The sequence below is a fragment of the Desulfocapsa sulfexigens DSM 10523 genome (assembly GCF_000341395.1).
Lineage (GTDB): Bacteria > Desulfobacterota > Desulfobulbia > Desulfobulbales > Desulfocapsaceae > Desulfocapsa > Desulfocapsa sulfexigens.
Genome location: NC_020304.1, coordinates 2,972,173 through 2,995,552, shown reverse-complemented (window position 1 = coordinate 2,995,552; position 23,380 = coordinate 2,972,173). Strand labels below are relative to the sequence as shown.

Below are 23,380 nucleotides of genomic sequence, written 5' to 3'. Positions count from 1 at the left end.
CACCCATAAAGGTCAGGACTGAAACAGGTGCAAGGATCATTTCCCTCTTCTTCCATATCATATCAAAATCATATTGATCTTAAAGCTTTTTTTCGATAGAATTCGCACTTAAGGAGTCTTTTTCATACTATAGAAAAAGAATACATTATCCGCTCGCACGGAAAACACGATTAGCTTCATTTTTATATACTCTCATCGAGAGGATTCGGCTGCATGGAAATGAACCTCAAGTTATCAGCCAGCGGCTTGACTGATATCGGCTTGCATCGTAGCAGTAATGAAGATAGCTACTTTATACAGAAAGACACATATTGTTTTCTTGTTGCTGACGGTATGGGCGGTGCAGCCGCCGGTGAGATTGCAAGTCGAATATTTGCAGATACAGCTGCTCAACTAATTCCTCAATCTGGAAATCAATCAGAAAGTAACACTGTGGCTCTGATTAAGAAGATTTTTCTTACGGCCAATAAGGAAATCAGAAGCCATATTCTTAGCACCCCAGACCACAGTGGCATGGGATGTACGGCTGAACTTCTCCTCTTTCATCATAATGGCTTTGCTCTGGGTCATATAGGAGACAGCAGATCATACCGCCTTCGCAATGGAAAGCTGACCCGCCTGACCAAGGATCATTCGCTTGTCCAGAATCAGGTGGATCAAGGCTTGATTTCCAAAGAAGCTGCACGAACACACCGTTTACGTAATGTAATCAGCAGAGCAGTAGGGATTGAAGAGAAACTGGAAATTGATATTATTCGAGGGCGATATTTGACAAAAGATCTTTTTCTTCTCTGCTCCGATGGACTGACTGATATGGTTACCGAAGAGGTTATTACGAAAATACTCCTCAGAAGAGAATCGCTGCAGCAACGAACTGCCACGCTTATTGAACGTGCTAAGACCAATGGTGGCCGTGACAATATTACCGCAGTACTGGTGGAAGTCTTACCATGAACAAATATTTCCCCTTCCTTTTTCTCCTCACCATAGCATGGCTATCCGCCACGAACACCGTTCACTCTTCTGAAATCATTGAGCAATATCCTCTCTCCATAGCAGCAACACGAGATTCCGTTTCCCGATGGCTAGAGAAGAATGACCTCACCTTCCAGGTCATCACCACCCCAGGTGGTCCGATTCATATCCGAAGCTTACAACTGAACCAGGGGTGGTCTATCGAACTCACTCCCCACTCACCTCTAACTACAAAGCTGACTGTCCATGTTGAAAACGATACACAGAGAGAAGAGAACTTTAAAGAACTCCTCCAGTACGTTAAGGATAAGAATACACTCTCCTTCCACACAACGAACCAGCAGCAAGCGCAAATCCCGGCAACTATCCTGGAAAAAATTGGTACCGTTGCCTGTATTAATGCAAATCATCAGGGAGAGACTGTTCAGTTTTCCGGAGTTTTCATAGACAGAAAAGGGCTAATTCTATCCACTGCACATGACCTTAAAGAACACGAGGAGGTCAACATCATCTCCACGATAAACACCCATTTCAAGGGTGATATTGTAAAAATCGATTTTGATCGTGACCTGGCTCTCATACAGATCACAACCGATAAAGATCAATTTATCGAACTCGAAGGGGGGCGCAACTTGCTAGGGATGGGAGAGAAAGTCTTCTCAATAGGATGCCCGGTAAGCCTCCGGGGCACAATCAGTTCAGGTTTTATCAATGGCCCTCCCCGTATGGCAAATAATCAGCCAATATGGCAGGCCAGCATGGAAATTCAACCAGGCAGCAGTGGCAGTCCTGTGTTCGATGAAAATGGTGCTTTTGTAGCCATTGTCAAAGGGCGCCATCGAGTATCCACCGGAATCGGTTTTTTAATCCCTCTTGAAACCGTTATCGATTTTCTCAATGAGCAGGATAAGCAATGAAATACGGTAGGTATGAAATCGTTTCCGAACTCGGTAGAGGTGCCATGGGTAAGGTTTATCAGGCCCATGACCCTCAGATTAACCGTATGGTGGCACTGAAGGTACTTCGTGAAGATCGACTTACCACCGAGGACTACGTGCAGCGTTTTCTCAAAGAAGCTACCGCCATTGGACGACTCTCCCATCCAGGCATAGTGACAGTCTATGATATTGGCCAGGATCACGGCACCATCTACATTGCGATGGAATTTCTGGAAGGGCAATCCATGGATCAACTGGTCAAAGCTGGCAATTTAAGCCTGACCGACATCGTTGATATCGGAATACAGATAGCCCAGGCCCTCCATTATGCACATACAAGAGGGATCATTCACCGTGATATCAAACCGCCAAATATTATCTGTACTCCTGAAAATATTCTTAAGGTAACAGACTTTGGGATTGCCCATATCGATGATCCGGATGGTCAGCAGATGACTCGAGCCGGTGAGATCCTTGGTACCCCTGTCTATATGGCCCCTGAGCAGGTCATGGGACAAACCGTTGATGGTCGATCCGATCTTTACTCTTTAGGTGTCATTCTCTATGAGCTCACCACAGGTCATCGTCCATTCAAGGGTGAGAACCTCACTGCCGTCTTTAGAGCCATCACCCAGGATGATCCTGTTCCACCGGATCAGCTCAACCCTGATATCCCCCCGGCTCTCTCAAAGCTGATCCTGAAAGCCATGGCCAGAAAACCTGAAGATCGATTCCGCAGTGGCCAGGAGATGTCAGAACTTCTTGGCAACTGTCTTAATGTTCAATCTCAGGAATCTTTTAGCGAAACAATTATTCAGACAGCACCTGAAAAACGGCGTTCTTATAACGGCTTTATGATAGCGACCGCTCTCCTCTTCTGCGGAGCTGCCCTGGTCGCTTATCTCACCATGAGGCCACCTACAGCAGATGATGTCCAGCAACAAAAAAATACGGCCGCAATATCGGAACAGCCCTCGCACATTGCTGTGCAAGATGAGGAGACCACACCCGTTCCTCCGGTAGTACTACCAAGTAAACCTGAAGAACCACTTGCCCCGATTTATGTACCTTCCGTCCCCCAATCATCTGTGGCACCCACACCCGTTATATCACCTGATTCTGAAGAAGCCTCTCCCGTACCCGATGCAGTACCAGAAATAAAAAAAGAAACGTTGCAGGCACAACGGGTCGAAGAGTCGTTTGACGATCTTTTTACAGATGACAGAGAGAATGCACCAATTTTTCCCTCCACAAACGAGCCTGAAACTGCCACGAAACCAGCTTCCTTGACAAAAGTTGAACTGGGAATTGAGCCAGATGGCAGCTTAAAACCTTCGTCACCAATTACGCCTGGTACAGTAGTAGCCTCACTACCACCAATAGGAAAAGAAGAGAATTCCGATATCCAGAAAAAAATAACAACCTTACAAATAAACAGCAGTCCATCTGGAGCAAGCCTCTACATAGACGGGAACTATCATGGATTAACCCCCCTGGAGATTGAGGTTACAGCAATAAAACATGAGGTGAAACTTGAACTGCAGGGACATCTTAACTGGCAGGCCCAGCTGAACCTCAGCAAGGGAGGACTGGTTCCACTCTCCATCTCTCTTTTACCAGAATAGCTGACAAACACATTCAACACGGAGGATCTCATGCACCACCAAATCAAACTTTTGCTCTTTTTAGCATTGCTACTTCTTCTCACGAATCCGGCAATAAGCCGGGCACAGTTCAATCCAGGTGACGTCGCCCCTGATTTCACTCTGGAAGATGTTTATGGCCGTCCTTATCAACTTTCAGCTATGAAAGACCATTCTCTCATAGTCCTTTATTTTTTTGATACAAGTTCTCCTGCCAGCCAGGAAGGACTGTTGACTCTAAACAAACTTCTCAATTCCTTCAAGGATACAGACCTGCTGGTATGGGGTATTACCACTTCCAGTAAAAACAGTGTTTCAGATTTCATCGTAACCCATAAGGCAGGTTTTCCGGTGATGCAGGATCAAAAAGGAATCAGTTCCACATATCACGCAGAACTCATTCTTCCAACAGTCTATATCCTGGGACCAGAACGCAGGATCATTAATTCCTTTCAGGGAGGAGGAGAAAGTACTGAAAAAATGTTGATCAGCCTCGCTGAAAGAGAATTACAGCGTAACGAACCTCTCTTGGCTCAGGCCATCAGTCTGGAAGTGCAGTCCGACAACCCGGATTCCTTTGAGGCAAAAACTGTCTATGGCTACGCGGCTCTCAAGGCAGATGAAGTAGATAAAGCGGAAGATATTTTTAACGATCTGGCACAGGAACCTGGAGAAGGTGAAATTCTCGGAAAAGAGGGTCTTGCTAAAATTTATGCAAGAGAGGGCAATGTTGAAAAAGCTATGGCCGTAGCCAACGAGGTTGAAACCAAAGCACCGGGTCGTGGTGCTGTCAATGTTATTAAAGGTGACATCCTTTACGCTCAAAATAAGAAAGAAGAAGCAATGGCAGAATATCAGGAGGCCGTAACTAAACCGGAGGGAAGCCTGAGTCAGAAAGCTGAGGCCCATAACCAGCTTGGCAGGCTTTATGCCAGTACAGAAAATTTTGATCTGGCACGTATCAACTACGACCAGACGGTAGAACTTGATCCCTATAATCTTGTAGCTATGTCCAATAAGGGAGTGACCTACCAGAAAGAAGGGCAACTTGATAAAGCCATGGAAATGTTTCAGCAGGCCATGACCATTAATAAAAACGACCAGTTTTCTGCAGTTCTTGCAAGGCAAACAAAAGACATGATGGAGTTGCAGAAAAACACTTCTGAAAAACAGCGCATCGACAAATTAGTCAAGGAATTAGCCACACGCTTTCGTTCCAAAGAAACCGTAATCCCCTTCTTCAATTCTAAAGATAACTGGACTTCACGGCCAATGGTCCTTTCTTTTGTAGATTTCCACGAAAAAGGAGGGTTGAGCGAACGAGACGGATTATCAATGGTTTTGACTACCCAACTTGCAGAACAACTCAACCAGTCGGGACGGGTACGAGTGGTGGAACGTGTACTGATGGACCGCCTGCTTGAGGAACTCAACCTTGGTTCTTCGGAACTTGCTGACCCGGAAACCGCCCTCCAACTCGGTCGTATTCTTGCCGCGAAGATCGTTTCCACCGGTGCCCTGCTCCATTTGCCTGACCAGACTCTACTGAGTCTCCGCCTGATAGATACCGAAACAACCGCTATCCCCAAAGTATTAACCAGGAAACTTGCCACCGGAGCCAGAAATATTGAAGAGGAAACAGAAAAGGTCACCCAGGAGATTTTACGGACTATTATGGAGAAATATCCACTACAGGGTTTCATTGTCCAGATCACTGGTGACCAGGCTGTTATCAATATCGGCACAAATCAGGGGGTTGTTCTCGGATCATCTTTCGAAGCCATTATGGAAGGTGAACCAATACAATACAAAGGTAAAACCTTGCATGGACTTCCTCAAACACTGGCTATGCTGGAAGTCATTCAAGTGGAACCGGATATGAGTGTTGTCAGTATTCGTGATGCCAAACGACCATTACAACAGGATGACAAGGTGCAGGAGAAGCTGAGCTTTACAACTACAGAAGGAAACAAATCATGAAGAAGTTGTTGCGGCCCTTTTTGTTCATATCGCTGCTGCCAATGTTCCTTAACGCCTGTGCTGGTTCACAGCCACAATACACACCGGAATACTTTGGCAGTGGCAGTGTAGTTGCAGTCTGGAATCTGGAGAATTACAGCGTTACAGAAAACCAGATCCTGGATGACATGCAAGAATTCCTCACCGCAAAGGTTGCTGAAACCCTGAAAGAGTCAGGAGAATGCATCGTTGTCGAGCGTGAAAAATTGGTATTGGCACTGGAGGAATTATCTCTTGGAAGTTCTGTGCTAGTTGATGAGACAAGCCGACTTGAGGTTGGACGCCTGCTTGGCGCCCAGTTTATGGTCTTTGGTGGATTTCAACAGGTAGGAGAACAACTGCGAATCGATCTTCGCCTTATTGAAGTCGCATCGGGAGCGGTTGTTCGAACCGGCGTCCATACGATAAGGGCAGATAATGTTTCAGCCCTGCTTGCTGCAGTTGAAGCTGTCACAGCACAACTTTTCTAAAATACAGTTCATACCGGATTTCCACAACAACCCCTGGAAATCCGGTACTCTATTTGACGTATTGCTTATTCAACTGAATAATCAAACACTGTAGGGTTAGCCAGTGCGTTTCCGTCCGTATCTTCAAAATTTCTTAAAGTAATTTGTACGGATGTTAGACTGCTACTGCACGTGGAGGTATCATTCCCCCATGAAATAACATAACTGTCCCCGAACCATCCCTGGCTGTCGGCAAAATCCTTAGGAGAGATTTCAGCAGAACCAGCGTCCGACATCGATTTAGAAAAAGAAAAAGCAACAGACCCGCTCATGCAGTCAAGAGTTTCACTGGTACCAGGTGATGGGGTAGCAACTGGTGCAGTGGTATCAACTTCTGGTGTAACGACATCAGATGATCCATTATCATCACTGGAACCTGATCCTGATAAGGCAAAGACCGCTCCACCAATGGCTGCGGCACCCAGACCAACCAGAACAACAGTGCCAACGGAAGAGCCTTCAGCTTCCACAGCTGGAGAAGGAGGTGCAGGAGGTGTTTCCTCCACTATCGCTAGCTCCTCAGCAGTGGACAGTCCCATTGCTCTGAGTTCCTGCAAGGCACTCCTGGCCATTTCCAGTTTAGGATCCTCGACCAGAGCCTGCTGGTACATATTGGCAGCCTCGGCATACCGTCCCTTGTCGGAGTAATCAATACCAAGAAACAATGCCAGCAAAGCTGCAGTACTGACAGATAATGGCTTTTCGAGTTCGATTTTTTTTGCCGGAGAAATGGTCACCCTCATCTGAGCAATAATATTGAAGAGGATCTCTTTTTCCAGCCTGAAGAGTTCATCCAGCGCTCCACTGGCTATGGGCTGCCGAGTAAGGGTTTCAAAAATTATTTCAAGAACAGAAGAATCTATTAAAATTTCCTGGGTATTTCCACCGAGGATATCTCCACTTGCCACATAGGAGGCACCGAGCATTTTACCAACTTTAGGGGCGGTCTCTGCAGTAACAAGACCGGAAGCTCCCAGAGCCATCTCATCCAGAAGGGCCTGCATTCTCACCCGTTCAACAACCTGAATCTCTTCTACCTTAGAAAGGTCAGAAATCAACATCACCGCCATACCTTTTTGCAGAGCGTTCAATTTTTCCTGACCAGACTTGTTGTTAAAATAAAGTACCGCAATAGAATTCGGGGAACTGGCGGCAGCTAGTGACTTTTCCTGCTGCACAGCTTGTTTGGCCCATGACCTTTCACCCTGGGTTATCACCTGCCCTGCCTGAGCAAGGGCTGTGCTGTAAAACAGGATTGTCATCATTGCCCAAAAACGAATAACTGCCCTATTCTTCATGACGTTCTCCTAAAAAAGTTTATCTTAGATTTCTTATCTAATTATTTATAAAAAAAAACGTATACCAAAACGATCTCTTACTTCCCAAATTATTCACTACAGGCAACACCCCGTCTACAGGGCTAACAGATACAAAAAGCGGTAATTTTGAGAAACATCTTTATTATACACCACTTTACCTATAATAAAAGCTTCATATTAAAGGCTTATAGAATTCGAGAATGTACAGTCAAAACAACTACCAACTCAGGCCTTTTTATTTTTTGTAGCTGCAAAAAAAGATGCTTCGGCTGGTTTTCCAAAGAGCCATCCCTGCCCATGAGTAAAGCCTAGATGCCTGCAGGCCTCCAGTTCTTCATGGTTTTCGACACATTCCGCTAATGGATAGGCACCCTGATCAAGGCAGATATCAACCAGTTTACGAACCATTTCCTGTTTTTGTGTTGTTTTCTTATGAATGTCCCTAATAAGTTGCAGGTCAAATTTGAGATAATCTGGAGGAGCCTCCACAAGTTCATTCCACCTTGCCTGCCCAGCACCAAAATCATCATAGGCAAGATACATTTCATGATCTCGAAGTATTTCCTTCAGCTCAAGCATCATTCTGGTGTCAGTCACTGCTGACTCATGAACCTCAAGTACCACCTGCCAGGGAGCAGTCAACCTGCGCATCTCTTCAATATTATTTTGAAGTCCAGTGGTCAGGTCTTCAACAGGATGGGTATTCACAAAAATTAACGGGGCACCGGGAAGCTCATGACAAGTCTGTATTGCTCTGCTCCTGAAGACTGAACTTAATTCTTTTGCTCTGCCAAGTTTTTCGGCGATCCGAAACAGATCACAGGGAGACTCCGGAAGGTCGCTTCTGAAACCGCGCCCAAGCGCTTCATAACCGACAACCTCGCACTCAGACAAGGAAACTATCGGTTGGAAAACAATGGTAACCTCCCGGTTGGTTATCATAAGATTGAACTCTTTTTCCTGCTGGACAAAATCGTCATTGAGGGCAAACATCGGATCGTTGATATTTATCATAATCGTTGAATTATACAAAATATCATCGGCAACAGGATCATTTTTCTTGTAATCACAACGCCTTGTAATGCGGAGTTCCTCCTGGCCCAGATGGATAGTATCTCCAGATCTGATTTCAACCTGTCTTGTAATTTTGTTACGATTCACAAACGTTCCATTGGTACTCCCCATATCTCCAACAAAAATCTTTTCACCATTGACTTCAAGCTGAACATGTTTTCGTGATACACCTGGAGCTTTCACCCTAAGATGACACCCCTTATCTCTTCCAATAAAAAAAGGTGATACATGGATAGGGACATCGAGACATTTCCCATCCTTCATACCACCTTCAATGTACCAGATACATTTTTCTGCTGTGCCCATTATAAACGACCTCACCAATCCAGAAATAAGCAAACCTTTTCAAATCAATAACATTCTTTGGCAGTAGTCACCCCTAATAGCAATTCGTTTCAACATAAAAAGAGTTTAATGAAACAATCTTGCTGTTTAATTTAAGCACAATTCATACATATTATGCAGCAATTCCTTACCTTCACACACTATTATATCAGGAACAGTAATAGGATAGAATGGAAAAATCAGGTTTTCCACTCCCAAGACGGTCGCATAAATCCTTAAGAAGTTAGGCTCACTCACTGACTCAACTTTTTTCTCAGATCTCTCTTGACAGAGTATCCTGGCAAGATTAAGAAATTAGCAACACCTAATGACAGTGGTTGGAAGTACAGATGACGGCTTCACGATATCCCCTGCCCCTCAGTTTCTTTGTGGAATCTAATAAAGTAAGTGAAATATAATGTCCGAAATAAATCTTAGACAAATGGCAAAAAACCAGTCCGGAACAATCAAGTCTGTGAAAGTTGGCGGAGAACTGGGGAGAAGAATTCGGGAAATGGGACTTGTACCCGGAACCGAAATAACCATTCAGGGTCGAGCCCCCCTATATGATCCCGTTGCACTGCGAGTAATGGGCGGTACACTTACACTGCGCAATGATGAAGCTGACTACATTGTCGTTGACGTCAAAGATGAGGGATGAACGATCTCAACACCAGCCTCTTTGAGTAAAACAAGTGCCACACTCTCATTTTCTTCAGCCACTACTTCATCCGGTTTCAGTTTCAGAAGCCATCGTCCCACCAGCAGCCCCTTTTTCTTTTTAGCTGAACCGTATCGATTCTCAACGAATTGTCGTTTTTTTATTTCTTTGGTTTCACTGTTTATTGTCTGTATAAGAAACCAGGGTGCCGAAGCCAGATGCTTCACGCTTAATTCTCCCTCAGGACTCTGCACCGGAATCACTCTGCGCGTGAAATCACCCGAAACGAAATGAGGACGTATGCGTGCCAGCACCAGTCCAGGGAATTCCACCAGCAACTCTTCTTCCAGACGATCGGCTACAAGGTCAGCAATCCTGTGTGATGGTGTACGTAATTCCACATCCATATCCACAAGAAAACGCCCACCCGCATTCCTGCTGAAACATTTTTTCACCTTGCTAATACGAGGATGTTTCTCAACAAAGCGAATAATGTCCCTTTCCGTTTCTCTATCAATTGAAGCATCAAGCAGATCTTTCAAAGCTCCTACGAACAACTGACCACCTGCATAAAAGACAAAAAGAGCTACAATCCCTGCTGCAAATCTATCAACATTAAACCCGAAGGGAACAATAATCAGGCTAACCAGAACCACAGCCGTAGAAAGAGAATCAGCGAGGTAATCTTTGGCATCTGCCGTGAGTGCTGGAGAATTGAGCCTTTTACCTGCACGAAATTGAATCAATCCGAATCCGAGTGCTATCATAAAGGAAATTGCCGCGGCAGGAAGTGCTATTTTTATATCAGGATAACTTATTACTCCAAAGAGTGCCTGTCTTCCAATTTCATAGCCTGCAAGTATAACAGCAACAGATGTCGCCAGGACAGCGACTGTTTCAGCCTTATAAAGTCCATATGGGAAAGAGGGATGTTTCTTACCAGCCACAAGAATCCCTACAAACACGGCGGAGGAGGAGAAAACATCTGTTGCAGAATTAACAGCATCTCCAATGAGTGCTGCAGATCCAGACATGACACCCGCAATTCCCTTACCAATCGCAAGGAAAAGATTCAGGCAAATTGAAACAATAGCCCTTTTCTTTGCTTCCCCGAGTCGCTGTTTCGTTTGGTTATTAGTCATATTCCTGTTGGTTGGCCGGCAAATAATTTATATAAAAAAAGGAATTATATATAGATATTCACTATTCATTCAAGAATCCACCTTTTTATTATTACACGGTTTTTCTGCCCTCCAAACCGCTCCACACCCTTGATAAATGAGTTGACAGTACATAATGTTTGGTGTACCTAAACATAGTCTTCCACGGAGAATGAAATGACCTTAAAAGAACTCAATAAAAAATGTGGTTGTTTTGCCAGAAAAATACAACAATGCACACAAGAAGAACGGTGCAATGGCCACCCCGGTCCCCTCTCTAAGAGTATTCAGGCAGGCAAGGTGAAGATTTGTAAGGTTACCGGAGACAGAAAACTCTGCGCCAGAATGGCGTCACTTGGAGTACTCCCCGGACAGGAGGCGGAACTGATCTGCCCTCAAAATGGTTCTCAGTGTCTTTTAAAAGTTCATGGTGGAACCCTCAGCCTTGACGAAGTCACTAGTAATAACATTATTGTTCAATCAGTATAGGTTAGAAGTAGTATTAAAATACTGCTTTTTTTTTAATCTTTTGAATTAGGACCCCCTAACTATCAGGTTTTACCATGTGGCAAACACTCATCAGCGTATTTGTTGTCGCAATTGCTCTCTTTTTTATCGGAAAAAGGGTATACTCCGCAATTCATCGAATTACTGACCCTACCCAGGATTGCTCCTGCAGTAGTGGGTGTAGCGGCTGTGGAGTAACCAGTTGCGAAACACAGAAGAAAAAATCATGAATACAACATCTAATACCGGCAATCTGTAAGAAAGCCGATACTCAGATGAGTAACCTTCATGGAAAGCTATAAGCACCTTAGAAATTCACTTCCTTCGAGTTCAATTAAATGAGTAACAATTCAATCACCATGGCATTGGCCGGCAACCCGAATGCCGGTAAAACCACTCTCTTTAACCGCCTGACGGGAGCAAGACAGCACGTAGGAAACTATCCCGGCATTACAGTTGCCCATAAAGAAGGCCATTTCACTCAAGACGATCAGAAAGTTACACTCACAGATCTGCCTGGAACCTATTCACTGACCGCCTATTCTGTTGAAGAAATCGTCACTCGTGACTTCCTGACAACACAGAAACCCGATGTGGTTATTAACATCGTCGACGCATCAAACATCGAACGAAACCTCTATCTCACCACCCAGTTTCTTGAGATGGGTGTGCCTTTGATCATTGCACTGAATATGATTGATGTGGCGAAAGATAGAGGCATCGAGATACAATCGCAGAAACTTGCCGAGCTTCTCGGGGTCACGGTTGTACCGATAGTTGCACGATCCGGTGAGGGTACCGAAGAACTGATCAGACAGGCAATAAACGTTGCCAAATCGGACAAAATATGGACTTCACGAGACATCTCATATGGTGACGATCTTGATGAGGTCCTTATGGAGATCATTACCCTAATCAATGAATCATCCTTTCTTGTTAATAATTACAATCCCCGCTTCACTGGCATTAAATACCTTGAGCATGATGATCAGATGCTTACAAAGGGACAGGAGGCTGACCCTTTACTTGCAAAAAAGCTTGAACAAACCGTTGGCAGTATATCCGATCATTTGCTTAAGACCATGGATGTTTATCCCGAAGCAATAATCGCAGATCATCGTTATGGATTTATTAAATCAATAGTCAGGCAGGGAGTTATGACCCACGCATTTGACATTGACCGATTATACACTTCGGACAAGATCGACAAGGTTTTAACAAATCGTCTGCTTGGCCCGCTCTTTATGCTGGCCATCCTCTTCGGCCTCTATCAATTCACATTTTCATGGAGTGAACTTCCTGTCACCTGGATGGAAGGATTGTTTGGCTGGCTTGGAGGGATAGTTGAAAACACACTTCCCGAAGGCATGTTAAAATCCATGATAATCTCTGGCGTTATAGATGGTGTAGGCGGAGTGCTTGGTTTCGTGCCTCTTATCATGTTTATGTTTTTCGGAATTGCTGTGCTCGAAGATTCCGGGTATCTGGCAAGAGTAGCATTTATGATGGATCGGGTATTTCGGATATTTGGCCTTCATGGATCAAGTGTTATGCCCTTTATTGTTTCAGGGGGTATTGCCGGTGGATGCGCCGTACCTGGCGTCATGGCCACCAGAACACTGCGTTCGCCTAAAGAGCGAATGGCCACTCTGCTTACCGTTCCTTTTATGAACTGTGGTGCTAAGGTCCCGGTTCTTATTCTTTTAATTGGTGCATTCTTTTCCGACCACAAGGCCATGTACATGTTTCTTTTTACCATGCTGGCCTGGCTTGTTGCCCTTTTGGCAGCAAAATTTCTTCGCATGACGGTACTTAAGGGTGAATCCACTCCCTTTGTCATGGAACTTCCTCCTTACCGCTTTCCGACGCTTCAGGGCTTACTGATTCACACCTGGGAGCGTACCTGGCAATATATAAAAAAGGCGGGAACAGTGATTCTTGCCATATCCATACTTCTCTGGGCATTGATGACATTTCCGGGTCTTCAGGAGTCAGACCGGCTAACCTTTCAGACAGAGCGGGATAAGATAACAAGCACCTACCCGAAGACAGTGCAGGAGGAGATCCAAAATATCACTGCTGAAATAACATTACTTTCTGCAGATGCTGCAGAACTCCTGGAAAAACTCAGAAAAATTGATCAGAATGAATCTGCAGCCGCTCTCAGAAATTCAGTCGCCGGTAAAATTGGCAGGTTCTTTGAGCCTGTCTCAAGCTACGCAGGCTTTGACTGGAAAACAAATATTGCAATGCTTGGTGGCTTCGCAGCAAAAGAAGTGATAATTTCAACGCTCGGTACGGTATACTCTATGGGTGAGATAGAAAGCGATGATGCGGGCACCCTCGGTCAACGTCTTGTGAAGGACCCAAACTGGAACAGCGTTGTTGCAATATCAGCATTAATCTTCATCATGTTCTACGCTCCCTGTTTTGTAACTGTTGTCTGTATCGCCAAAGAAGCCTCATGGAAATGGGCCTTCTTTTCAATGGCTTTTAATACTGGATTTGCCTTTCTTGCCTCCGTAGCTGTCTTTCAGATTGGAACTTTTTTCGGGTAGAAGTAATCATAAAAAGAGGAGCCTGCAATGCATCACAAAGCTCCTCTTTTTCATGCAATCTTCTTCTTTTACAAGAGGTTCCGCATTATCCGCTGAAAGGCATCCCAATCAGTTATCCGGTACAGATACATCTTTGTCAAACTCCGTTCACGCAAGGTCATAATCCATTTCTCCTCAGGCATTACCTGGTCAGTCGCCTGGGAATAAAAAAATCCCCAGACTGAACACTACATTCAAATCTGAGGATTTCCCTATATATCCACAAGATAAGTTCATTATCGATAATCCACGACGATAATCACCACTATTAATCCAGGAAGGTTTTCTGACTTCCGGATACTTCTCACCCTGCGCCTTCCCAACTAATTAGAAACAAGTCAGTGGCAAATGCAGAATATTTTCCGGTTACAGCGGCGGGCCCGTCTTCGATTTACACGAAGTTCCCTTTTCAGTCTTTTTACGGACACCTGAACATACTCTTATTCTAGCGGGACGATTGATATATGTCAAGTTCCATTAGCAGTAAATACACAACATGTAGTACCGTCAGAAACACGACAACACGTCATGAGGAAAAACAACTGATCTGCTCAATTTTTAAAGGCCGTAAAAAAAAGAAGTAAAAAAAAGCCCCTCTGGAACCGACCAGAGGGGCAAAGGGAGGGGAAGAAAAATGAAGTACATTTTCAATCCTTTATTCCAAGATATATGCCAGAACTACAAAACAAATCATATACTACTGTTTTAACAACAAAACAAAAAAGCAAGCTTTTCGAAAAAGCTCATATATCATTGAAAGAAATGATTCTTTTTTACTCACCCTGGCAACATGGTGGGTACTTTCTACCCACCCCGCTCCTCATTACACTATCTCAAGAACCTTGCCCCCACGTCGTTTGTCTGCTGCCCCTTCCATTCCAGGTATCACAGCGTGAACTCCTCCAAAATAAACCCCCTGTGAGTTCCACTCATTCACGCTGGCATGTTCCCTCAATTTTTCAACGCCATCTTCAGCAAAACCAGGTTCCATCTGGACAGTCTCTCCGTCCCAATGTATTCGTGGAGCATCAACCGCTTCTTGAAGAGACCTCTTAAAATCAACTATCTGGCCAAGAACCTGAGTGACTGCAGTTCGAATCCGTTTTGAGCCACCACTGCCAATGACAAGTTTGACCTCATTGTCTTTAATAAGCAGGGATGGGGACATCATTGATCCCACACGCTGTCCGGGAGGACTGGAATGAAATCCATCAGGGTGGAGATCGTCCTCACCCATCATGTTGTTCAGCATCACGCCGGTGCCAGGCGCAAAGTAACCGGCACCCTCACCATTTGAACAGGTCATGGAAGCACAGTTCCCCTGCTTATCAGCTATGGATATATGGGTGGTTCCACGAGAGAACATCCTGATACGTTTAACGCTCTCTTGACTCCTGTCGGAACGTAAAAAATTCTCTAAATCCGAGGCATTGAAAACCCCCTTTTCCCGCACTCGCTCAACCTCCTGCATCAGCCCTGTCGTATGAATCAAATACTCTCCACTGCCAAACGCATATTGGGGTTGGCCTGTTGTGCATAGCGATTGCAGCGATAAGGATAGCCCGATAAGTGCCCCCCCCATTGAGGGTGCCGGGGAGGTGAAGAAGTCATACTTCCGAAAGGGCACCTTCAGAGGGGTTCTTTCCCTTACCTCAAAAGATGCCAGATCGGTAACTGTAAGAAGGCCGTCTTCTTCCTGCATCTCTTTTCCAATTTTTCTGGCTATCTCCCCATTATAAAACTCTTTACCGCCATCCCTTGAAACATGTTCTATAAAAGCTGCAAGCTCAGGATTCGTGAGGAAGCTGCCTTCCTGAAGGTAGCTTCCTCCAGGTTCATATATTTCTCTTCCTTTAGAAGAAAGGGTCATGATTGGACGAAGGAGTTTTAAGAAATAAGCCTGTTTTACATTGAGAATATGCTTTTTTGCATATTGGACAGCAGGTGCCACAACCGAGGCTAAGTCCATGTATCCAAGACGTTTATGGATATGAAGCAGTCCTTTTAAGGTTCCGGGAACCGCTACCGAGCCAAGCCCCACATTGAAATCCTGTTTGCTTCCAGAAAACTGTACCGTTACTGGAAAAAAATGTGGTTTCTCAACGGGATTTTGCAAACCAAGCCCGGGAGTATCAACAAAAAAATCGAAAAACAGATTCTGTCCATTTGCTGCCGAATGGCCAAGAAGCAAACCGCCACCACCCAGACTGTTCAATGCAGGTTCAACACCACTTGAGGCAAAGCCAGCTGCGACAACTGCATCAAATGCATTACCTCCTTCTCTCAGGATAATTGCTGCTGCTTCACTGACCAGAGGATGCCCTGAAGCCACTACGGATTTAGTATATTTACTCATGCCCAAAATTTCTCATGAAGTTGTTGTACCACCTTTTTAAAGTCAGCGGTTTTCGCATAGATCCTTCTCTGACTGTCTGCACCCGTCCCATGATCTAATATTCTCTTAAGCATGTTTATATACCGTTCACAACGAAAAGCCTGCACCATGGGCTGTAGCTTTTCAATCAGAGTACAAACTGCCATACGAATACTCATTTTTCCCTCGCCAAGAAAGCCAAGAGGATCAAAAAAGCTGCCATCAAGTCCGTAACGGACAGCCTGCCACTTATTACTTCTCAGAAATTGCTGATTGCACGAGGTTGTCACCATTTTTGACTCGGCGAGAGTTGCAACAAAACACTGAATAAGAGCTGTAATTCCGAGAATATCACCAAATTGGGCAGGAAGATCACAGGCACGTATCTCAAGGGTTCCAAAACCTGGATGCGGTCTGGCATCCCACCAGAGATCCTTAATGGATTCTATCACCCCTGCTTCCTGCAGTTGCCAGACATCAGAGACAAAATTCTCCCAGTCACCAATTGGTTCGTAAATACCGGCAAGCGGCAAAGCTTCAAACAGCTTCGTTCTGTAAGACATCAGTCCGGTATCCTCCCCTTGAAAAAATGGCGAGGATGCAGAAAGAGCCAGGAACAAGGGAAGATAGGGCTGTATCAGGTCACATACTCTTACTGCAGTATCACCATCAATCATTCCCACATGAACATGAAATCCTTGGGAGATAAAACGACGCCCAACAATTTGTAACTCCTCCATGATACGTTCATAACGAGGGTCTTTTGTCAGTAACTGATCATGAGAACGGGCAAATGGGTGCAGAGAGGCAGCGTAGAGAAGACAGTTATTATCGGCGGCAAGCTCCTCTGCTATGGAGCAGGTCTGCAACAGATCATTCTCGACATCACGGAGTGTTTTACAAATTCCGGTGCGAATTTCTAAAATAGAACGTATCCACTCGTGGGTAATTTTGGGCTTAAGAATGACTGGAGCATTCTCAAGAAGGATCGGAGCAAGAGGGGCGAGATTCAACGTTTCATTATCTAAGGTCTGAAACTCTAACTCCACCCCGAGGGTGTATGATGGACTGGAAGCAAAAGGGAGTAGAGTCTGCTTGGCTCCGGGTGTCATTGAAAACCCTCTCTTGCTTAGCGGTTATCTATCACCGCAGCCACACAGGAATGTTTCCGCAACCTGAGCGTACCAGGAAGCACCAATGCCAAGAACTGCTTCATCAAAATCGAATGTGCTACTATGTGCAGGGCCAGCTGTATCTGATATTCTAGCGCCAAAACGAACCAGACAGCCTTTGGTTTTTTGAAGGTAGAAGGAAAAATCCTCTCCACCGAGACTTGATGGCCCCTGTGAAATTACATTCCCACTGGAAACTACTTTTTCAGCCGCCTGCCTTGCAACCTGTGTCCCCACACTATCATTAATTACAGCCGGAAGAAATTCAGGAAACTGAAGGTCGACCTGAACACCATAACATTCCGCACAACTCCGGACCATTCTTTTCAGTCCGGAAATGACAGCTGTTCTTGAATCCTGATGGGTGCTGCGGATAGTTCCCTCAAGCACAGCTTCACCGGCAATAACATTATGTATTTCACCTGCGCGAATCCTTCCAACGCTCACAACAACAGCGTGATTTGGGTTCACCTCACGGGACACCAGTGACTGAAGGGACAGTATTAAACCGGCGGCGGCAACAATGGCATCTTTACACTCATGAGGTCTGGCAGCATGGCCAGCACTACCGTTTATTGTCACTATGAAGGCATCAGCAAAAGCACAGATAATTCCTTCATCAACCGTGATACTACCGGTTTCATAGTGGGTATCAATATGCCCTCCGAAGATAGCGGCCAGGTTATCAATAGCACCGCCCGCAATCATACTTTCTGCGCCATTACCTTTTTCTTCGGCAGGCTGGAATAGGAGACGCACCCGCCCTGGAAAGCTCATGCCCTGCAGTAGGAACGCAGCACCAAGCAGCATGGCAACGTGACCATCATGGCCACATGCATGCATAATACCAGTGTGTTTTGAAGCAAAGGGTAATCCTGTCTCCTCTTTGACAGGAAGGGCGTCCATATCAGCCCTGAGACCTACCACAGATGAAGAACCTGGATCACCAATCTCTGCAACTACTCCTGTTTCAGTAACCTTCCACTGCCTGGAAATACCAATTTCCTTCAATTTTGACCGGACATAATCGGCAGTGTCGTATTCATTAAATGAGAGTTCTGGATTATGATGAATGCTTTGCCTGATCTCACACATCCAGGATAAGAGTTCAGGGGGGACAGCAGGAGCTTCTTTCATTTGTTTTGCCATTTGCACTCATATTTAATACCAGAAGTTGCTACTCACATTATCCGGATGGAACCAACATCACTAGCATTACTCAATACACTTTCGTCGACCTCTTCCCTGCTAATGGAGGCCTTCGACGATGATGAGACAGAGGAGGAAAGTTCAACCTGCCGCTGCAAAGGGTTCTCTGTATTTGAGATTACAACTGGTTCATCTTCAACTGAAAGCAGTCCCCGAGTATAGGGCTGCTTAAGTATTGCAATAAGTCCATCATTCACCTCCTGGATTGAGACCAGTTCCCACCCGAGACGACCATATTCATTGAGAGAAATCTCAAGTTCATTTTCATCCAGGAATGCACTGCCCAGCAACCCTTCCTTCTTGAGACTAAAATGTACTGTTTTGTAGCTCCATCGCATTTCGCACTCCTTGAAACGAAGAGATCAGGGACGCAAGAACTGATCGTCCTTAAACTGACCCTCATACACCTTCCCCTTACTGGTGGTCAGTTTACCAAAACCGTTCCGACGTCCCATTGAAAATTCTCCCTCGTACCTGCTTCCATCGGCAGAAACAAGAGTTGCTTTTCCATTGGGCATATCATCCTGGAATTCACCGCTGATAACACTTCCATCAGCATATGTCAGTTTGCCGTTTCCATGAAAACGGCCCAGCTTAAATTGGCCCTCATAATAACTGGAATCATTGAAATAATAGCTTCCCTTTCCGGAAAAATGATCCTGTTGCAACTCTCCAGCATACCGTGAACCGTCGGGATAGGCGAACACTCCAGTTCCTTCCTTTACCCCCTGGACAAATGTACCCTCATAGCGCCTGCCGTTACTATATCTGTAGACACCACTACCATGGAGTTTACCCTCTTTTATATCTCCGTCATAGACATCACCATTGGCATACTCTATGACGCCACTACCATCCATAAGCCCTTTCTTCATTTCTCCGCGATAGAACATTCCATCATCAAAAAGGTATTCAACTACTCCATTGACTGGGGTTCTGTTTCCAAGGTGACACACCCTGCCTTTGTAATAGATATATCGCCCCTGGCTCGCATCCGGCACGAGAACGGGTACCTCAGGCTTTGAAGAGGGCTGAACTGCAGCGATCTGCTCCTTTTTCTCTATCTTCTCAACTTTGACCGCAGTCACAACCTCTTTTACAGGAGGAACCGGGATGACTTCTCCCGCAGGACGAGTTTCTTCCACAGGTCTGCCATCAACAAACTGCCCTGTGTAGACACTACTGTCCTTTAGGGTAAGCTTTCCATAACCATTCGGTTTTCCATCACGAAATTCTCCATCATAGACGGAACCGTCTGCGTAAAAGTGTTTTCCTGTACCAGAGCGCTTATCTGCTTCAAACTCACCTTCGTAACGACTGGAATCAGAATAATACTCGATCCCCTTCCCCTGTTTTTTCCCGTGATCGAATTGTCCGATATATCGGGTTTTATCGGTGTAAATCAGCTCACCTTCACCATGTCTGTAATTATCAAAAAACTGACCAGTATATTTTCTGCCATCAGCATATATCAGAACGCCATATCCATTATAGCTGTCTCTGGCAAAATCACCTTCATAGCGATTATTGTCGGTTCCTTTCCATATCCCATAGCCACGGCGCTCACCACCGTAAAACTCACCAATATACGTACTACCACCCACATAGGTTTTAATGCCCTTACCTGCGGGTTGACCGTTGTGAAATTCTCCTTCAAAATAAGTACCATTGACATAGGTCAGCTTTCCCTGTCCCTCAAGTAAGCCATTTCTAAATTCTCCCAGGTACTTACGACCGTCCGCATAGGTAAGTTCACCATCTCCATGATATTTTCCAAGGAGAAAATCACCATCATATCGAGTGCCATCCTTATAGGACAAGACACCTTTACCATGGATCACATTTGAACTGAATTCGCCTTCATATCTTCTGCCATCGGGACTCGTCAGAACACCTTTACCATGAAACCTTCCCCCTTGAAATTCTCCACTGTACATACGCCCATCGGGAAATTTCAAGACTCCTGTTCCATGTATAGCTCCCTTTTCAAATGAACCATTGTAGTGTCTGCCATCTTCATGAACCAGAACTCCTTCACCATTTTTACAGTCTCCCTGTAAGCACTCTCCATAAGCCGTGATAGTACAAAACAGTATGGTAGCGAACACCAGACCTGCTAATTTCACCTTTGCCCTGTAATTCAATCTTTTTTTCTCCATCAGGAATACGCCTTCTTTACTTCTTCTGCAATGATCTGAATACCTTTAGCGACCTGTGCCTCATCCTGAGAATAGGTTACCCGGATACATTCATTCTGATGCTGCCATTCCTTTTCAAGTCCTGGGAAAAAGAAATGACCGGAAACCACCAGAACATTTCTTGCCTTCAAGCGCTGATACAACTCATGGCTTGAAATAGGGAGATCTTCGAACCATAACCAGAGAAACATGGCCCCCTCCGGTTTATGGAGCTTATAGGGAGTCCCTGCAAGGGCTACGTGGAAATTTGCCACTGCTTTTTCCATTTTCTCCTGATAAAATGGCCGTATCACATTACGGCTCAGATTCAGTACTTCACCGCTCTCCACCATCTCATGGGCAAGCATGGCCCCCATACTTCCAGTGGCAAGATTCATGATGGCATTCATTCCAGAAACCGCTTTGATGATTTCTTTACGAGCAACAATCATTCCTGTTCTGGCAGCTGGCAGCCCAAGTTTAGAAAGTGACAGACAGACAATAATATTCTCATTCCAAACAGGTTGCGCTTCCGTATAAATGATACCAGGAAAAGGTACCCCATAGGCGTTGTCAAGGATTAGCGGTACATCATGCTCACGTGCCAACACATCAAGTTTTGCAATTTCTTCGTCAGTGAGGACATTTCCGGTGGGATTTGTTGGACGGGAGACACAAAGAGCACCGGTCTCCGAACCGACAAGAAGGTTGTCAAAATCAACATGATATTTGAACATATTATCATCGAGCAATTCAATACGCGGCCGGGTGGAAACAAAAAATTCATTTTTAGTTCCAAGATCAGCATATCCAATATATTCCGGGGCCAATGGCAAACGAATTTTTTTTGAACTACCGTCTGAATACTGTCCGCCAAACATATTAAAAAGAAGGAAAAATCCGGCCTGACTTCCATTTGTAAGGCATATATTTTCCGGCCCTACCTCCCAGCCATACTCACGGCTGAGCAGATTCGCCAGAACATCGACAAAATCCTTCTCTCCCTGCGGGGGATCATACACTCCAATAAGTTTCTTGAAGGATGGTGTATCCTGCGCCAGGTACTGTAAACGCTTTTGGATAACTTCCTGGAACCCCGGCACATGCCCGGGATTACCACCACCCATCATGATCATATCATCACCGCCGGTGGCAAGAGCATTTCCCAGATCTTCCATTAGACTGAGAATTCCTGCACCGCTGGTGAACTGCTCACCAAACCCTGATAACTTCATATTTCATACTCCTCCAGTCAGGCGATTAAACCGCCACTGGATCCACCAGAGCCAGATTTATTCTGTTTTGGTGGTTGTTTACATTTAAATATCTGGCACTCAATTCCAGAAGAAGAGAAAACCAGTGCTGCAGGATTCTGTGCCGACTTAAAGCCCATGGCCCTACATCCATAGGGACTCGACGGATCGTGAGTCACGAAATAGTGAACACATTTCAAACAACTTGGACGCCCTGCCATTCTTTACCGTTAATATAATTGATAAGGTTTCCTGTTAAGTCGGTTCTACTCTGCTAGACTAGCATTTTTTTTTCATTGGTCAAAGCAACAAATAGAGAAGTAGCTCCGCCAAGGACCATTAGACTGCCAACCAGTATAATGCCACTGCTTATAGAATACAAATCTCCTACAAAGCCAATAAATGTGGGCATCAGGCCACCCCCTATAAGAAAAGCCAGTGGCAGGCAGAGGGATACGGAAAGATTTCCGTACTGAACAGCACCAAGCTTTGAAAGAACCGCAAATCCCGCAGGGTAAAAACAGACTGCAACAATTGGCTGCGCCACAACAAGCGTCATAAGCCAGACACCATCACCGACCATGGCCATTGCAACTGTCAGAAGTCCTGTAACAAGCAGTACCAGCGCCATTACAAGCTGTCTTCCATAGCGATCACCAAACCATCCTCCAGCCAGCGGCATAAAAATAGAAGCAATCCTGGATATGGCCAGCAGACTATTCGCACGCCCCGGATCCATACCATGATCATTGACCAGAAAAAGTGGTGCCATCGCATAAATACCGAGTGTTGAGCAGATTGCCAGGGAAAACAGAGCCACCATAGCCCAAAAAAGTGGCATTTTAAAAAACACTGTCGTCGCTGACAGATCAGGTGCTCTCCCCCTTTCCTTGCAGCCATGAGAACTGAGACCATACACGACTCCTATACCGATAATGAGCAACCCGAGAAGAGCCAGCCCATATCGCCATGGGAGATATTTGAGAAACAGATCACAAATCAGAGGAGCTGCCACAAAACCCAGATTGGGTGCCAGCTCATGAATTGCCATCCCCCTGGAAAGATATGCTGAAGGAACCAGATGGACAATGGTGGCAAGTCCTGACGGAAAATACAGGCCTGCCCCAAGACCCAAAACAAATAAACCAGCCTGGAGAGTGAACAAAGTGGAGCAGCCACCAAGGAGAAAAAGGGCTAATCCCAACGCAAGGCTTGAAAGAACTATAGTGTTTTTATGGTTAATTCTGGATGAGACAAATCCGGATGAAAGAATAGAGAGAAAGTATCCGGCTGATATAAAAAGAAAAAATGCTCCAGACTGAACATGGTCGATCCCCATTTCCTGTTCAATGAGAGGAAGGAGAGGAGAAAATATAACCCTGGAAGTGAAATTAAGAAAAAATAGACCGGCAAGAAAGATGAGTCCGCCCATGGCCTTTGAAAGAGAAGGAGATTTCATGGTGGACTTA

The 23,380-nt window shown here is 45.2% G+C and carries 18 protein-coding genes and 1 riboswitch; of the genes, 8 read left to right on the top strand and 10 right to left on the bottom strand.

Features of this window, described 5'->3' with window-relative positions:
- Positions 1 to 213 precede the first annotated feature (213 nt).
- From UWK_RS13320 to UWK_RS13300, 5 genes are read left to right on the top strand one after another with little or no spacing between them, the layout of a single operon-like run.
- The gene (locus UWK_RS13320) at positions 214 to 954 is read left to right on the top strand and encodes a Stp1/IreP family PP2C-type Ser/Thr phosphatase (RefSeq protein WP_015404909.1); all 741 of its coding nucleotides are present in this window, start codon (positions 214 to 216) and stop codon (positions 952 to 954) included.
- The gene (locus UWK_RS13315; RefSeq protein ID WP_015404908.1) at positions 951 to 1,892 is read left to right on the top strand and encodes a S1 family peptidase; all 942 of its coding nucleotides are present in this window, start codon (positions 951 to 953) and stop codon (positions 1,890 to 1,892) included. Before UWK_RS13320 ends, UWK_RS13315 begins: the two co-directional genes overlap by 4 nt.
- Complete coding sequence (locus UWK_RS18650; protein ID WP_015404907.1) at positions 1,889 to 3,538, top strand: serine/threonine-protein kinase; 1,650 nt, start codon at positions 1,889 to 1,891, stop codon at positions 3,536 to 3,538. Before UWK_RS13315 ends, UWK_RS18650 begins: the two co-directional genes overlap by 4 nt.
- Before the next feature lie 30 nt (positions 3,539 to 3,568).
- Positions 3,569 to 5,536, top strand: a complete 1,968-nt coding sequence (locus UWK_RS13305) for a redoxin domain-containing protein (RefSeq protein WP_015404906.1) — start codon at positions 3,569 to 3,571, stop codon at positions 5,534 to 5,536.
- The gene (locus UWK_RS13300; protein WP_015404905.1) at positions 5,533 to 6,045 is read left to right on the top strand and encodes a CsgG/HfaB family protein; all 513 of its coding nucleotides are present in this window, start codon (positions 5,533 to 5,535) and stop codon (positions 6,043 to 6,045) included. The genes UWK_RS13305 and UWK_RS13300 overlap by 4 nt, the downstream gene beginning before the upstream one ends.
- 65 nt (positions 6,046 to 6,110) lie before the next feature.
- On the opposite strand, the gene UWK_RS13295 is transcribed toward UWK_RS13300, so the two are convergent.
- Positions 6,111 to 7,382, bottom strand: coding sequence for a CsgG/HfaB family protein (locus tag UWK_RS13295; protein ID WP_015404904.1), 1,272 nt, complete (start codon positions 7,380 to 7,382; stop codon positions 6,111 to 6,113).
- Positions 7,383 to 7,628: 246 nt separating this feature from the next.
- Positions 7,629 to 8,783 carry an EAL domain-containing protein gene (locus UWK_RS13290; RefSeq protein WP_015404903.1) on the bottom strand — a complete coding sequence of 385 codons (1,155 nt, stop codon included), beginning with the start codon at positions 8,781 to 8,783 and terminating at the stop codon, positions 7,629 to 7,631.
- A 436-nt stretch (positions 8,784 to 9,219) separates the two neighbouring features.
- Between UWK_RS13290 and UWK_RS13285 the strand changes: the two genes are divergently transcribed.
- Positions 9,220 to 9,462 (top strand): FeoA family protein, encoded by a 243-nt coding sequence (locus UWK_RS13285; RefSeq protein WP_015404902.1) that lies wholly within the window; start codon positions 9,220 to 9,222, stop codon positions 9,460 to 9,462.
- Here UWK_RS13285 and UWK_RS13280 read toward each other — a convergent pair.
- Positions 9,429 to 10,604, bottom strand: coding sequence for a cation diffusion facilitator family transporter (locus UWK_RS13280; RefSeq protein WP_015404901.1), 1,176 nt, complete (start codon positions 10,602 to 10,604; stop codon positions 9,429 to 9,431). The two genes, UWK_RS13285 and UWK_RS13280, sit on opposite strands and share 34 nt — an antisense overlap.
- 195 nt (positions 10,605 to 10,799) lie before the next feature.
- Here UWK_RS13280 and UWK_RS13275 point away from each other — a divergent pair, with 195 nt between their 5' ends.
- Both UWK_RS13275 and feoB read left to right on the top strand, forming a co-directional pair.
- Positions 10,800 to 11,111, top strand: coding sequence for a FeoA family protein (locus UWK_RS13275; protein ID WP_015404900.1), 312 nt, complete (start codon positions 10,800 to 10,802; stop codon positions 11,109 to 11,111).
- A 356-nt stretch (positions 11,112 to 11,467) separates the two neighbouring features.
- The gene (gene feoB, locus UWK_RS13270) at positions 11,468 to 13,687 is read left to right on the top strand and encodes a ferrous iron transport protein B (RefSeq protein WP_015404899.1); all 2,220 of its coding nucleotides are present in this window, start codon (positions 11,468 to 11,470) and stop codon (positions 13,685 to 13,687) included.
- Between the two features lie 298 nt (positions 13,688 to 13,985).
- Positions 13,986 to 14,173, bottom strand: a riboswitch (cobalamin riboswitch).
- A 376-nt stretch (positions 14,174 to 14,549) separates the two neighbouring features.
- On the opposite strand, the gene UWK_RS13265 is transcribed toward feoB, so the two are convergent.
- From UWK_RS13265 to UWK_RS13230, 7 genes are all read right to left on the bottom strand, one after another.
- Complete coding sequence (locus UWK_RS13265) at positions 14,550 to 16,082, bottom strand: gamma-glutamyltransferase family protein (protein ID WP_015404898.1); 1,533 nt, start codon at positions 16,080 to 16,082, stop codon at positions 14,550 to 14,552.
- Positions 16,079 to 17,212, bottom strand: a complete 1,134-nt coding sequence (locus UWK_RS13260) for a carboxylate-amine ligase (RefSeq protein WP_015404897.1) — start codon at positions 17,210 to 17,212, stop codon at positions 16,079 to 16,081. The genes UWK_RS13265 and UWK_RS13260 overlap by 4 nt, the downstream gene beginning before the upstream one ends.
- Positions 17,213 to 17,236: 24 nt before the next feature.
- Positions 17,237 to 18,421: a M20 metallopeptidase family protein gene (locus UWK_RS13255; protein WP_015404896.1), complete on the bottom strand. Its 1,185-nt coding sequence runs from the start codon at positions 18,419 to 18,421 to the stop codon at positions 17,237 to 17,239.
- A gap of 32 nt (positions 18,422 to 18,453) precedes the next feature.
- Complete coding sequence (locus UWK_RS13250; protein WP_015404895.1) at positions 18,454 to 18,819, bottom strand: DUF4177 domain-containing protein; 366 nt, start codon at positions 18,817 to 18,819, stop codon at positions 18,454 to 18,456.
- 24 nt (positions 18,820 to 18,843) lie between these two features.
- Positions 18,844 to 20,640, bottom strand: a complete 1,797-nt coding sequence (locus tag UWK_RS13245) for an MORN repeat-containing protein (RefSeq protein ID WP_015404894.1) — start codon at positions 20,638 to 20,640, stop codon at positions 18,844 to 18,846.
- Positions 20,640 to 21,893 (bottom strand): valine--pyruvate transaminase, encoded by a 1,254-nt coding sequence (locus tag UWK_RS13240; protein ID WP_015404893.1) that lies wholly within the window; start codon positions 21,891 to 21,893, stop codon positions 20,640 to 20,642. The genes UWK_RS13245 and UWK_RS13240 overlap by 1 nt, the downstream gene beginning before the upstream one ends.
- 292 nt (positions 21,894 to 22,185) lie before the next feature.
- On the bottom strand, positions 22,186 to 23,370 hold the full coding sequence (locus UWK_RS13230) for an MFS transporter (protein ID WP_041916427.1): 1,185 nt from the start codon (positions 23,368 to 23,370) through the stop codon (positions 22,186 to 22,188).
- Positions 23,371 to 23,380: the final 10 nt, after the last annotated feature.